This window comes from Cernens ardua, assembly GCF_051251085.1.
Classification (GTDB): Bacteria; Pseudomonadota; Gammaproteobacteria; order Pseudomonadales; family Halomonadaceae; genus Cernens; species Cernens ardua.
The window spans coordinates 197,293-209,405 of record NZ_JBPCZH010000001.1; the positions used below are offsets into that span (position 1 = coordinate 197,293).

At 47.1% G+C, this 12,113-nt stretch carries 14 protein-coding genes and 1 tRNA gene; 6 read left to right on the forward strand and 9 right to left on the reverse strand.

Annotated features, from left to right (window positions below):
- Positions 1–124: 124 nt before the first annotated feature.
- On the forward strand, positions 125–1,870 hold the full coding sequence (ycaO, locus tag LMG33818_RS00990) for a 30S ribosomal protein S12 methylthiotransferase accessory factor YcaO (protein ID WP_442321489.1): 1,746 nt from the start codon (positions 125–127) through the stop codon (positions 1,868–1,870).
- Positions 1,871–2,389: 519 nt separating this feature from the next.
- On the opposite strand, the gene LMG33818_RS00995 is transcribed toward ycaO, so the two are convergent.
- The 3 genes from LMG33818_RS00995 to LMG33818_RS01005 all read right to left on the reverse strand — a co-directional run bounded on the left by LMG33818_RS00995 (position 2,390) and on the right by LMG33818_RS01005 (position 4,598).
- Positions 2,390–3,169 (reverse strand): amidohydrolase, encoded by a 780-nt coding sequence (locus tag LMG33818_RS00995; RefSeq protein ID WP_442321490.1) that lies wholly within the window; start codon positions 3,167–3,169, stop codon positions 2,390–2,392.
- Between the two features lie 314 nt (positions 3,170–3,483).
- A complete protein-coding gene (locus LMG33818_RS01000; RefSeq protein ID WP_442321491.1) occupies positions 3,484–4,212 on the reverse strand; it encodes an LrgB family protein in 729 nt (242 codons plus the stop codon).
- On the reverse strand, positions 4,209–4,598 hold the full coding sequence (locus tag LMG33818_RS01005; RefSeq protein WP_442321492.1) for a CidA/LrgA family protein: 390 nt from the start codon (positions 4,596–4,598) through the stop codon (positions 4,209–4,211). The genes LMG33818_RS01000 and LMG33818_RS01005 overlap by 4 nt, the downstream gene beginning before the upstream one ends.
- A 341-nt stretch (positions 4,599–4,939) precedes the next feature.
- Between LMG33818_RS01005 and LMG33818_RS01010 the strand changes: the two genes are divergently transcribed.
- Together LMG33818_RS01010 and LMG33818_RS01015 are read left to right on the forward strand one after the other, a co-directional pair.
- Positions 4,940–5,098, forward strand: a complete 159-nt coding sequence (locus LMG33818_RS01010) for a YqaE/Pmp3 family membrane protein (protein WP_442321493.1) — start codon at positions 4,940–4,942, stop codon at positions 5,096–5,098.
- Positions 5,099–5,172: 74 nt separating this feature from the next.
- A tRNA-Pro gene (locus LMG33818_RS01015) sits at positions 5,173–5,249 on the forward strand.
- Positions 5,250–5,465: 216 nt separating this feature from the next.
- Here LMG33818_RS01015 and LMG33818_RS01020 read toward each other — a convergent pair.
- Together LMG33818_RS01020 and LMG33818_RS01025 are read right to left on the reverse strand one after the other, a co-directional pair.
- On the reverse strand, positions 5,466–6,005 hold the full coding sequence (locus LMG33818_RS01020; protein WP_442321494.1) for a TetR/AcrR family transcriptional regulator: 540 nt from the start codon (positions 6,003–6,005) through the stop codon (positions 5,466–5,468).
- Positions 6,002–6,337 (reverse strand): DMT family transporter, encoded by a 336-nt coding sequence (locus LMG33818_RS01025; RefSeq protein ID WP_442321495.1) that lies wholly within the window; start codon positions 6,335–6,337, stop codon positions 6,002–6,004. The genes LMG33818_RS01020 and LMG33818_RS01025 overlap by 4 nt, the downstream gene beginning before the upstream one ends.
- 211 nt (positions 6,338–6,548) lie before the next feature.
- Between LMG33818_RS01025 and LMG33818_RS01030 the strand changes: the two genes are divergently transcribed.
- Positions 6,549–6,953, forward strand: a complete 405-nt coding sequence (locus LMG33818_RS01030) for a rhodanese-like domain-containing protein (protein WP_442321496.1) — start codon at positions 6,549–6,551, stop codon at positions 6,951–6,953.
- A 14-nt stretch (positions 6,954–6,967) separates the two neighbouring features.
- On the opposite strand, the gene LMG33818_RS01035 is transcribed toward LMG33818_RS01030, so the two are convergent.
- Positions 6,968–7,738, reverse strand: coding sequence for a lysozyme inhibitor LprI family protein (locus tag LMG33818_RS01035; protein ID WP_442321497.1), 771 nt, complete (start codon positions 7,736–7,738; stop codon positions 6,968–6,970).
- Positions 7,739–8,241: 503 nt separating this feature from the next.
- Between LMG33818_RS01035 and corA the strand changes: the two genes are divergently transcribed.
- The gene (gene corA / locus LMG33818_RS01040) at positions 8,242–9,300 is read left to right on the forward strand and encodes a magnesium/cobalt transporter CorA (protein WP_442321498.1); all 1,059 of its coding nucleotides are present in this window, start codon (positions 8,242–8,244) and stop codon (positions 9,298–9,300) included.
- A gap of 98 nt (positions 9,301–9,398) precedes the next feature.
- On the opposite strand, the gene LMG33818_RS01045 is transcribed toward corA, so the two are convergent.
- The gene (locus LMG33818_RS01045; protein WP_442321499.1) at positions 9,399–10,583 is read right to left on the reverse strand and encodes a pyridoxal phosphate-dependent aminotransferase; all 1,185 of its coding nucleotides are present in this window, start codon (positions 10,581–10,583) and stop codon (positions 9,399–9,401) included.
- 508 nt (positions 10,584–11,091) lie between these two features.
- Here LMG33818_RS01045 and LMG33818_RS01050 point away from each other — a divergent pair.
- Positions 11,092–11,289 (forward strand): hypothetical protein, encoded by a 198-nt coding sequence (locus tag LMG33818_RS01050; RefSeq protein ID WP_442321500.1) that lies wholly within the window; start codon positions 11,092–11,094, stop codon positions 11,287–11,289.
- On the opposite strand, the gene LMG33818_RS01055 is transcribed toward LMG33818_RS01050, so the two are convergent.
- Together LMG33818_RS01055 and LMG33818_RS01060 are read right to left on the reverse strand one after the other, a co-directional pair.
- The gene (locus tag LMG33818_RS01055; RefSeq protein WP_442321501.1) at positions 11,290–11,664 is read right to left on the reverse strand and encodes a hypothetical protein; all 375 of its coding nucleotides are present in this window, start codon (positions 11,662–11,664) and stop codon (positions 11,290–11,292) included.
- A 170-nt stretch (positions 11,665–11,834) separates the two neighbouring features.
- Positions 11,835–12,032, reverse strand: coding sequence for a DUF1737 domain-containing protein (locus LMG33818_RS01060; protein ID WP_442321502.1), 198 nt, complete (start codon positions 12,030–12,032; stop codon positions 11,835–11,837).
- Positions 12,033–12,113: the final 81 nt, after the last annotated feature.

The window sequence follows — 12,113 nt, forward strand, 5'->3', positions numbered from 1 at the left end:
GCGAAACGACAATAAAATTTTTCTGGCTCGCAGGATTATCCGGTAAACTTCGCAGCAACAGCGTTCGAAGCTATCGCAACGACCTTTCACGTTAGCAATTCACATTTTATGACCGAGTTTATCCATGGCGACCTATATCCCCGGTAAGGATGAAGCGCTTGAGCGTTCCATCGAAACACTTCGTAGTGCAATCGAATCATTAGGCTTCTCTATTGTGGAAGCACGCTGGCTGAATCCAGCGCCCTATATCTGGTCAGTCCATATTCGTGATCGTGACTGCCCTCAGGTATTTTCCAACGGTAAAGGTGCCAGTCGTGAGGCCGCCATGGCAAGTGCGCTCGGCGAGATGCTGGAACGGCTTTCCACACGCTATTTGTGGGCGGATTTTTATCTGACCCCTGTATTGAAAAAATTTGGCTTTATTCATCAGGCGAATGAAAAGTGGTTTGCTGCTGAAGAGGCTACATTACCCGAGAGTGTATTGGATAAGCCAACTCGTGAGCGCTATAACCTTGCCGATACAGAAGAGGGAGAGCTTTTATTGTCAGAAATTCCTGACATTAACGGTGGTGATAGCCTGAAGGGCATCTGTACCCTCCCCTATGTGCGTCAGAGCGATGGTGAAACTGTTCTGTTTCCTGTCAATGTGATTGCCAACCTCTTTGTATCCAACGGTATGTCAGCTGGTAATAACCGTGATGAAGCTGTGGTACAGGGGCTTTCTGAAATTTTTGAACGGGGTATCAAAAACAGGATTCTGAGTGAAGGTATTGCGTTGCCCCGCGTTCCCGAGGATGTCATAGCACGTTATCCGCATATTCAAGCTGGTCTGGAGGCATTGAATGAGGCGGGTTTCCCCGTTCGTGCATTGGATGCTTCACTGGGTGGGCGTTATCCTGTCATGTGTGTATTGCTTCAGAATCCGCAGGATGGCGGTGTGTATGCCTCCTTTGGTGCTCATCCGCGCTTTGGAGTCGCACTGGAACGTGCCCTGACTGAATTGCTGCAAGGCCGTGCGTTGGATGAGCTCGAAGGCTTCCCTGCTCCTACCAGTGATATTGATTTAGTCAGAGATCCCCACAACCTGGAATTGCACTTCATTGATTCAAGTGGGTATGTCTATTGGTCCCTGCTGTCGGAAACGCCTGATATTGATTTTGCTGATTGGGACGATACCAGTGATAACGCACAAGCCCGCGCTCATTTGATTGAATTGCTGCGTGAAGATGGCCATGACGTCTATATCAGTGAGCATACTGAATTAGGGGCATATGCGTGCCGCATTCTGGTCCCCGGTTTCTCTGAAATCTATTTGCCGGATGAATTGCGCTGGAATAATAACAACCAGACATTGGAGCACCGTGCGACGCTATTCGATCTGAACGGCGCAGAGCCCGAGGCGTGGGAGGCGCTGCTCGAAGATCTGGAGTCCTTCGCTGTGAACGAGCAAATGCGTGTATTGGAATGGGCTGGCATTGTAGGAGACGCAGGTACTCCATGGGCACGCTTGCGGGTTGGTGAACTCAAATTATGGTTGATGCTTGCGTTGGAGCTATTTGATGAGGCCAGGGAACAACTGAACATGGTGCTTGCTTCGGGGCATCTTTCCAGTGAAGAACGCCTGTCATTAAGAGCGTTGTCGGATGTATTGGATCTGTATGTAAATGATTTTGATGTGAATGATTTCGAACCCGCTCTACTGGGATACTACGGTGAAGAGGTATTACAGCAGGCAAAAGCACTCGCCAGCGGCGAAACACGTTTCCCCGGTTTGAACAAAATGGATCTCGAAGTGCCGACTCAAGCCCATGGGCGCCTATTGGAGGCTTATGCGAAGGTATTGAGAGCACAGCCTCAATTGGACGGTTAAGCACGGCGTGTATTCCATTATCACGTGTTAACTGAGCAATATCCAATGATGATTGAAGCCGCTGGCCTGTTTTACGGCGGCGGTTTTTTTATGGGAAGAATATTTTATGGGCAGGTCAGGACGGAGTGCCCTGCGCATTGCACTCCAAAAGGCCTCGCACCCCAAAAAGCCTCAAGGTTATTGCCCTGTCATATGCACTAATGTAATTACCGACAGAACAGCGAATACCACTGTTATACAGAGAGAAATTTGACTAAAACGCGCGAACAGCAACCTACGGGAGTGGCTGTAAAACAGGAAATTGATGATGGTGCTAATCAGGAAAATAACAGAGACTGCCCAGTATAGATAAATCACCTGCTGTACGACTCCTCTTCTGTAAGATATTTCGTATAGTCATTCAGCGACGAGTAGCTCACCGCTCTATCAGGCTTTTTGGGCATGCCGTTATGCCTAACCTGTCTTCCATTCGCTTTGTTTTTGTCACCAAAGCAGACCTGGACAGCCTTATTGCCAACATTATTTCAGAACAAAAGAATCTGCATCTTTCCATGCAGGGAATTTCTCACGATAATCATCGAGAACTTCCTTGCCGATTACGCCTGTGCGTACGAAAGAGGCAGTAATGGGCTCACTGACCAGCTCTTCACCCAGGAAGTCCAGCAACATTGAATCCCCTGTATAATAGAGCCCATTTCCATCAGTACCACAGCGATTGACCCCTACGACATAGCACTGGTTTTCAATGGCGCGCGCTTTAAGTAGTGTCTGCCATGCACGACGACGTGCCGAGGGCCAACTGGCAACATACAGCAGTAAATCATAGCTTTTGTCGACATTTCGATTCCACACCGGAAAACGTAAGTCGTAACACACACCAAGCCGAATATTAAAGCCGTTCAAGGAAACAGTGACTTGTTGATCCCCCGCCTGGTAATGGTTGCCCTCTTCCCCCATACGGAACAAGTGGCGTTTGTCATACCCGATTACCTCACCTTGAGGTGTTACCCAATAAAGCCGATTGTAGTAAGCGCCCTCTGATTGGATAGCAATGCTGCCAGTAATGACAGCATTATGACGATGTGCCATTTCCTTCATCCAAGCCAGTGTTTCGCTTGAATCGGAAGTTTCGGCAACACGCTCAGGCGCCATTGTGAAGCCGGTGGTGAACATCTCCGGTAAAACCACAAGGTCAGTGCCGGTGGTATCAATGATCTGCTCTTCCAGCATATCGCGGTTGGTTTTGGGATCTTCCCACGCTAAATCCGCCTGTACCAACGTGATGCTGAGTTCGCTCATGATCGATTGTCCAGAAATGTAGAAGTTTGAGTGAAGTATGAAGGTATCGTACACCATCTGGCACTGTAGATGACATTGATTGAGCCTGAATTTCCGATATTTGAAAATACGGCGTTTATCAGAAACCCTATGTAACGTACTGAAGCCTACAGTCAAATGCTAGCAGAAATAGATTTAACAGATGGCCTCGTGGCAATGGGCTTTTCTGTTGGGGGGTGGAATCGGATGCTGGAAATCAGCAAGTGGGAATATTGGAAGATAGGCTATACACCCCTTGCCACATATCCACTGAGCAAGAGGTATATACCCATTTACTAAAAGATCATGTTGATAATGGGAAGAAGAATGGCGGTCGCCAGCCCCACACACCCCATGGCGAGTCCGGAAAAAGCACCGGCAAGAACACTGATGGTGGCAAAACTCTGTGCGGTACCAAATCCATGACAGGAAGCCCCCATGCTAAACCCTTTTACGATATGGTCATGAACCCCCATGAATCGGAATACCATGGGGCCGGTAAAACAGCCGATCATCCCGGTAATCAAACTCAGTGCTGCTGTTAGGGCAGGTATGCCGCCAATGGATTGAGAGACGCCCATGGCAATGGGCGTGGTGACAGATTTTGGCTCCAGCGATTCAATGACCTGGGTCGGCATGTGGAGCAATGTTGCCAGGCCAACAGTTAAAAATGTCGATGCCAATACAGCAGCCAGAATCCCCCCCAACATCGGTGCCAACATGGCCCGAATGCGCCCCAGATTATCGAAAATGGGGACTGCCAGCATGACAGTTGCAGGCCCTAGAAGGAACTGTATGAACTGGGCACCCTGAAAGTAGGTATGATAGCTCGTTCCAGTACATTCCAACACGACAATCAGCGCGACAATAGCCAGTACTGCAGGCTGCAAATTGAATTTACGGAGAACGGCTACCTTGCGAATAAGGTAATAGCTGCCGAGATACGCTGCTGTAGTCAAAAAAAGTGCAAGCAGTGGTGTCGCAGAAACATAGACCCAAACAGAATTGATCGAGGCTACGTTCATGACTGTTTTTCCTTGAATACAGGGTCTTCATCATGGTTCTGCAATTTACCCTGGAGGCTTTTTTTCATGAATACCACCATGAAGGCTTGCAGCGCGAGGGTGGAGACAAAAAGGACTATGATGATGTCGAGAAGGTTTTGACTGATTAGTGGCCAGTTGGCCATGACACCCACGCCTGCGGGGACGAAAAAGAATGCCAGGTGCTGAGTGAGCCCGTTGGTGGTGATGCGCAGCCCTTCGGGTACGCGTCCGTAAATCATTAGGCTAATCAGTAGAATCACCATGCCAATGACCGGCCCCGGTACCGGAAGATGAAATATTTGAGTGATGATTTCACCTAACAACTGACAACCCAATAAAATACTCATTCCCACCAAAAGTGGCATTTTCAGTATCCCCCTCAATGTAGTTATATTTTCCAGCAGATAGCCGTACTGATCGCTGTGATGGCACGTACAATCTCCAGTATTCAATGACATGGGCCGTTATAAAACGTTTATGCCAGTGCGATGGTCTACAGCAGAACGAACAATCAGCATTCCCTATCAGGGGAATTTATCGCTATAGAGCATTACAACTATTGTAGTCTTGAACAGCTTTCTTAAGAATGGTAGAAGGATAATTCTGAGGCTACTCCTCTTTTTGTGCAAGGGTTGTGTGGCATCATGTCACAGGATTTGGGATATCGGTTTTTTTAATGCCGTGGACTTTTCGGCGGAGCAACTACATGAATGTGTTAAGTGTTATTTTTGCGATCATACTCCCACCTGTAGGTGTTTTTCTGAAAGTGGGCATCGGCTTGCAGTTCTGGATTAATATTTTGCTCACGCTTTTAGGGTATATTCCGGGTATCATTCATGCTTTGTGGGTAATCTTTACTCGTTGAATAAAAAAGCTTTTCTTTCGTTTCAGACATGTGTAATATACGCATCGTCTTCAGGGCACAGCCCTTAGGCAGTTCGGAGCGTGGCGCAGCTTGGTAGCGCGCTGCAATGGGGTTGCAGAGGTCGAAGGTTCGAATCCTTTCGCTCCGACCAAAAGTTTGATGAAAAAAGCCAGTTAGGTTAACGCCTAACTGGCTTTTTTTGTGTGAGTGTAAATTGAGTAACAGCTCTCTGCCCTATCAGTTCACACGACTGATATTTATGTCCTGGGGGTAATGACATAATTACCTATTCAGGATAATCCGCAAATGTGATGGGCGTAGTTCAATAATATGAATGTACTTCACTCACAACTGCTTTGTCTCGATATCAAACTCTGCCCGCCATTGCCAAAAGCTCCCTCTCCACTTCTCGTGTCTCTCTGCCATCCAGTGCCGCCAGCCATGCCCCATCAGTCGCCAGGCGCAGGATTTTATAGGTACTACCACCATCACTGTCGGTATATCTGGCTTCACGTTCGGCTAACCACGCATACCAAAGACTCTTCATCTCCGGATCAGACCATAAAGCGGTAATGAATAGTAAATCAGAGTGCTTGCGTACCGATTCAAGACAAGTACGAATGTATGCGCGAGTGAAGATGCCCTCTCCGCCTGTGTCCTGCTGCATATGGCTATCTAGTGTTTCCGAAAACTTTCCAAAGGCATGAGTACGTAATTCGGTCAGTAAAGCGTCCTTGTTTTTGAAATGATGAAGTAAACCGCTTTTCGTCACCCCTGCTCTGTCGGCCACGGCCTGAAGTGTCAGCGCTGGCATACCATGCTCCGAGATGAATTGACATGCCTCGGAGATAATGGCTTCTTTGACAGCAGCAGGATTTTTTTCACGATGTACGCCGGTTTGACTCAATGAGAAACACTCCGAGACATAAAGTTGATGATTAGCACGCCAAGGACAATGAAGATCATACCCACTATCGCAGGCATATCCAGCGTTTGTTTAAACACAAATCGCCCTACCAGCGCAGTAAGGACAAGCCCAACGCCAGACCAAATGCTGTATACGATCCCCAATGGCATGTGCTTGACCGACATTGAAAGCCCAATGAGGGCAATCGCGTAGAGAATGAGTGTTAACACCGAAGGCCCCAGACGGGTGAACTGTTCGGTTTTGATCAACATTGACGATCCAGCCACTTCAGCGAGTATGGACACAATAAGACTTATCCAGGTGAACAGCATGAATATCTCCATAACAAACCAACTAGTCGGTTTGTTATTGTACTTTATCTGTTGAATTTTTGTACAGCCTAAAAAGCATGGCTATTACACGGTCTCTGGAAAGTTCATGAAAAATACTGGCCCTATCGAAAATGTAACGAGTGGCTCTTGTGAACCTTTTTTCAATGATCAAATAATCATGCTTTCTTTTATTCATACTGAGGAAGGCTTTATGAAGAAGTCGGCGGTGACTGCAGTACCTGCTGCACCCAGTGCATTGGCGGAGCAACATTTTGCAACATCCTTTACGTATGAGACCGATTGTTGGGATGTTCACGAAGCCCTATCAACACAAAACGACGATTTCGTACTATTGGATGTAAGGTCCCCGGAACTTTTTGCCAAGGGGCATATTCGCGGCGCTATCAATTTGCCCCATCGAAAAATTATTCGGTCAGCTTTAGCCAAATGGCCAGAGGGAACTCTTTTTATTACCTATTGTGCTGGACCACACTGCAACGGTGCAGCTAGAGGCGCTTTACGTTTGGCAACGCTTGAGCGCCCTGTAAAGATAATGGCAGGAGGGATTACAGGATGGATTGATGAAGGTTTCCCCCTTGAGCAATCAGGCACATGAAAGATGTCAATATATTAGTGGGGAGTCCAATTCATCAGCGTGTCTTTCTGGATTTTATACGCATGTAATAAACATTCATCCAGCTGTGAAGCGTTATAACAGTCATGTTCACGCTGAGCCAACTCATTGCGCAGAAGTTGGGCGAGTTGCTCGCGTGCTTTTTCTTCATCTGTACCATTGCGGATCTGCTGTGCCAATTGGTATATGTCGTAATCCTGCTGACTCAATGCAGGACTATGGCAAATGGCTTCATCAATGCGGCCGTAGGCCTGTGTACAGTCAAATGATGGCCCTTTGCTTGAGGGCTGATAAATCCCGTTATTCAGGAAAAGGGCTATCGGTAGCTTTTCCATCTGCCCTTTACGATTGATGAAAGAGACTTTGGCAGGAATTGCCCTGTATTGCTGGAGCCATGTACGTATCTGAAAAATGCTTTTTTCAGGAAGTTGCAATGAGGTGGCTGTATTGCTGGCTACGACAAGTGTCGGATGATCGAAGCTATTCTGATGGACATGATATTGCCAGTCCCCAAGCGTGGCGCCTACAGCAATACCGGTTTTCGTGTCATACCAGTAAAAGGATTTTTCGGTGCATTCGTGCGCTTCACAGGCGGATGCACTGACGTAGCGATTTTCACGTATCAATACAGGATCAGGTGGTCCGCCGAAGCTCTCGAGCAGGTTTTGCGAAAACGCCCTGGTTGGCATGGATGCCTTGATCAGCGCCTGAAAACGGCGCTGTTTGTCCCATATCAATGCATTGGTAGATTTGTTCTGATAGCTCATCAACCAATCCTGTTTTGCATAGGCAGTGGAACACCACAAACCACTTACCACCATAACGCCCGGGAGCCAACAGCGCAGAAGCAATGTCAAAGTACGTAGGAAGTGCGTTGACACTGTTTTTACGATAGAAGGAAACGCTTGGTGGCATGTAATTGCATGACTGGCTGATTTATGTTTCAAGCAAGCCTCCGGAGTGTTTATGGACATGGCAGGTTGAGAGCACGTGTTTCTGTGCCCATTTTATGACGAATCTTATCTGAAAGGCGCAAATTCTCAGTGTAATGTGCAAAATTTACATTTGCCTCGCCACAAAGGGTATACTAACAACGATTACGAAAAAATAAGGGGAGCTACAGCAAAGCTCTGTAGAAAGTCCTCCCTGTCTCACGCTGACATGACACCTTGTCGTCTTAAAAGCATCGATCAAACTGCATGAATGTGCATCGGCCTTGAATATATTCGGGGTCATGCTCTTTTATGCTCGACAGACTGGATCATTCATTATGCTGCGTTGCTTCATCTCAAAAACAGACCATATCAAGCAGGTTGATCTGGATACCCTCGACGCCACCGCGACCACTGTTGTACCTGTACCCTCGAATGATACGTCGACGCTTGGAAATGAGTCGGAGGCACGAAAGAGTAAGCCCCCCAAGGTGGTTTGGTACGATTTGTGGAGTCCGGATGCAGATGAGGTAAGAACAGTGGAAAAGGCCTTGAATACCACTGTGCCTACCAAGGACAAAATGAAAGAGATCGAGGCGTCGTCTCGGCTGTATCAGGCCGATGGTGTTACGTACATGACAATCACTCTTCTCTCCAATGATGGTGATGAGCTGGTGAAATCCCAGATGACATTCATCCTCAAGGGTGAAGTATTGGTTACGGTACGGTATGCGAACCCCCTATCCATCAATGCCTTCACTGCGCGGGCCCAGCGCGCCAACCGCGTGAGCTTCTCGACCGGTGAACATGTCATGTTGGGGATTATCGAGTCGGTGATCGACAGCACGGCAGATACGCTTGAAAATTTGAGTGATGAAATCGACACGGCCAATCGCGAGGTCTTTGGCAAGAAGTCATCGAATGCAACCAAAAATGCAAGCTTTTTACAGTCGTTGATTGAACGTATCGGTGCGAAGGCTGCTGATCTTTCTGCCATTCGTGAGAGTCTTGTGACGGTTTCACGCTTGGTGACATATCAAACAGCCAACCTGCCTTCGAGTGCTTTCGTTCATAAGGAGGCCAAGCAGCGCTTGAAGGTTATTCAACGTGATGCCATTTCCCTGAGTGAGCACGCCAGTTTCCAGTCAGGAAAAATCACGTTCCTGTTGGATTCCACACTGGGGCAAATTAATCTGGAACAGAACCAGATTATCAAAATCTTCTCCGTCGCGGCGGTGGTTTTCCTCCCGCCAACACTGGTGGCATCTGTGTACGGGATGAACTTCGACGATATGCCTGAATTACACTGGCATTATGGCTACCCCTACGCTTTGGGATTAATGGTGTTATTGGCGGTATTGCCCATTTACTTCTTCAAGAAACGTGGTTGGCTATAAATTCTCTATCGCACATTGTACTTATGATGACTAAAAGGGGAGCCATCGGCTCCCCTTTTATAATCCTTTTTAGAGTCGGTATCATTGAACTTGTGACATTACTGGTGGGCTATGAACTGTTTAAGACGGGCAATACCTTCCAGAAGAGTGTCATCATCGCTGACGGCATGACACCAGCGTAACCACCCTTCTCCTTCTTCCCCGAATGCTACACCGGGAGCCAATCCTAAACCGACTTCCTTCACCAGATTTTTAGCCAGCTGCATGGAATCTTCAAAGCCTTGTATTTTGAAGAATAGATACATGGCCCCTTGCGCATTGGGGATTTCAACACTGGGGAGTGATTTCATTTGTGTTTCCAATAGCCTGCGCGAGTCAACAAGACGCTGACGCAGTGCATTGACACTTTCTTCGCCGTGTTCCAATGCTGCAACGGCCGCTTTTTGTATCGGCTCGAAGATACAGGAAAAGTTGTATTCAATCAGTTTTTCCAGATCCTTGATCAGGTTTTCAGGCACGACCATCCAGCCTACACGCCACCCTGTCATACACCAGGCTTTGGAAAAGCTATTCACGGAGATGATGAGGTCATTCGGCTGCGCATGCTCAAGGAATGAGGGGGCTGCTTTTTGATGGGTATCGTAGACGAGTCGTGAGTAAACATCATCACTAATGATCCAGATACCCCTTTGACGACAGTGTTCGAGCACCTTGATCAGGCTTTTTTCATCGATTGTCCAACCTGTCGGATTATTGGGCGAATTGATGATCAATGCACGTGTATCGGGTGTGAGTGTATTCAGCAACTGATCCAGGTCCAATGTCCAGGTATTGTCCTGAATGACCAGAGAGACGCGCTCAACCTGTGCTTGCCTGATTTTTGGGATTTCAGTCAGGTTTGGCCACAAGGGCGTAATGGCAACAACTTTATCACCTGGTGCCAGTAACAATTCAGACGCCAGTTTGAGTCCCATAAGTCCCGAGCTCACCGCTGCAATACGATGTGCTGGAATATCGACCTTATGTTGTCGTTCCAAATAGCGAGATATAGCTTCGCGTAGATAGGGACGTCCAAGATTCTGGGAATAAAAGGTCTCACCTTCATGCAATCCTGCCACGGCCGCTTGTCGAATGAAATCAGGAGTCGCTCGATCAGTCTCACCAAACCAGAATGGAAGCACGTTATCCTGTCCCATGGCAGCATCAGCGACCTCACGAATCATTGAACCGGAAAGTGATTTTATGATGGGGGAAGCTTCAGGAACGTTTTGATGGGAAGACATGTCAACTCTCTGGCTTGGATGAATATGGCTGTAAGGCTGATAGCTTGCTTGAAGATGTTAGTATGAAAGTATATTGGGTTATGTCTTCAGTTAGGAAAAAAGCTCATCAACCATTCGTCTAATAGGCATAGTGGATGAATTAGGCCAGTAGCTACTGCGTGGAAACGTACTATTTATACGTATACCATTTATCCGTATGCTGTTTATCCGCATAAAGTCCGGTATTTACTTAAAATGGCGTACTTTTGGTTAAAGCCGGCTCTTGATGACGGAAATATACGTTTCTTTCAAGCGTTTTTTTATGCACCCAATGGCATGAAGATGAGGCAAAACTGACGTCGTAACAATCGGCTTGCTACTAGAATTTTTTCAGCGACAACTACGCCGAGAACAGGTTATAAAAGGATGGTCAGGAAAATGCTCGCTATAGAAATGGTAGTCGGAAAAATATAGTCGGAAAAGTAGTGAATGACATCCCTTGGATAGATAAAACAAAAGGATACACCCCGTGTTTTTACTTGCCTGCTCCGTGCTCTCATTAGCCCTTTTTATCTATGCAGGAATGACCGCATTCAAGATGATTTCAATCATGAACAAACCCGCCTTCCAGCGCAATGACAGTGACGTTGTTTATTTAGGCTGGAAGGCCGCTGGCCTGATTTTATGTGGTGTTATCGTTATTGTGGCCGGTATGCTGATGGGCTAATCAGTCTTCGTCATCCTCATACCCATTGGGATCGTCCCCGTAGCCATAGGGTTCGGGTTGGTCTTCATCAAAATGCAGTTCCTTGACGTTGCCCTCCAGCCCTTCTTCATCAACATCGCCATCTTCGGCGACATCTTCGAGGTAATGTTCTTTCTCGGCCAAGGCTTCGCTATCAATATCTTCATCACCCTCCTCAGCCAGATAGGCAAATTCGTCATTTTCATCCGCGAGATCAGAGTCTTCTGCAGAACTACTGTTCCCATCCGAATCTTCAAGAGAATAGGGATCGATATCACCTACCCCAGCGGTAATGCGGGTATCCGGGGCTTCTGAGTCGAAATCCTGCTCGTTTTCATTTTTGGATGAAGGTGACATGGTGAGTCTCCGTTTTAAAAATTCATGTGGTCAAACTATGGTTGTAACAGCTTTTACAGTAACGTTCATGCTTTTAGTCAAAATAAAATCAGCTTAAGCAATTCACCATTAAGCTGTGCTTTGGGCGGGTGCGTTTATCGCAACTCCTACCCACTGATGACGGCCCGGCTTCAAGACAAAAACTGTGGAAGTACAACCGCTTGGGCGAAGTAAACGTTCTTGTTACTGGATGTATTGACGACAGGCGAACCGGACAAACGATAACCTTCGTCCAGGGCCTGACTCACCTTTCGATTCAGCTCATCTTTATTGACAGATGTCAGCAGAAGATAGTTCATACGGGGCGGCAAATGATCTGATTGCGTCATAATTTTTTCCGAGTCTGATCGTTGCTACTTATCATGCGTGAAAACAGACTGATTTTGAAGAACATTTCGACATCTGACTGA

Bases quoted from the DNA above. Each gene is read 5' to 3' on its own strand.
- ycaO (WP_442321489.1), top strand. From the start codon at position 125: ATGGCGACCTATATCCCCGGTAAGGATGAAGCGCTTGAGCGTTCCATC.
- LMG33818_RS00995 (WP_442321490.1), bottom strand. From the start codon at position 3,169: ATGAGCGAACTCAGCATCACGTTGGTACAGGCGGATTTAGCGTGGGAA.
- LMG33818_RS01000 (WP_442321491.1), bottom strand. From the start codon at position 4,212: ATGAACGTAGCCTCGATCAATTCTGTTTGGGTCTATGTTTCTGCGACA.
- LMG33818_RS01005 (WP_442321492.1), bottom strand. From the start codon at position 4,598: ATGCCACTTTTGGTGGGAATGAGTATTTTATTGGGTTGTCAGTTGTTA.
- LMG33818_RS01010 (WP_442321493.1), top strand. From the start codon at position 4,940: ATGAATGTGTTAAGTGTTATTTTTGCGATCATACTCCCACCTGTAGGT.
- LMG33818_RS01025 (WP_442321495.1), bottom strand. From the start codon at position 6,337: ATGCTGTTCACCTGGATAAGTCTTATTGTGTCCATACTCGCTGAAGTG.
- LMG33818_RS01030 (WP_442321496.1), top strand. From the start codon at position 6,549: ATGAAGAAGTCGGCGGTGACTGCAGTACCTGCTGCACCCAGTGCATTG.
- LMG33818_RS01035 (WP_442321497.1), bottom strand. From the start codon at position 7,738: ATGAGCTATCAGAACAAATCTACCAATGCATTGATATGGGACAAACAG.
- corA (WP_442321498.1), top strand. From the start codon at position 8,242: ATGCTGCGTTGCTTCATCTCAAAAACAGACCATATCAAGCAGGTTGAT.
- LMG33818_RS01045 (WP_442321499.1), bottom strand. From the start codon at position 10,583: ATGTCTTCCCATCAAAACGTTCCTGAAGCTTCCCCCATCATAAAATCA.
- LMG33818_RS01055 (WP_442321501.1), bottom strand. From the start codon at position 11,664: ATGTCACCTTCATCCAAAAATGAAAACGAGCAGGATTTCGACTCAGAA.
- LMG33818_RS01060 (WP_442321502.1), bottom strand. From the start codon at position 12,032: ATGACGCAATCAGATCATTTGCCGCCCCGTATGAACTATCTTCTGCTG.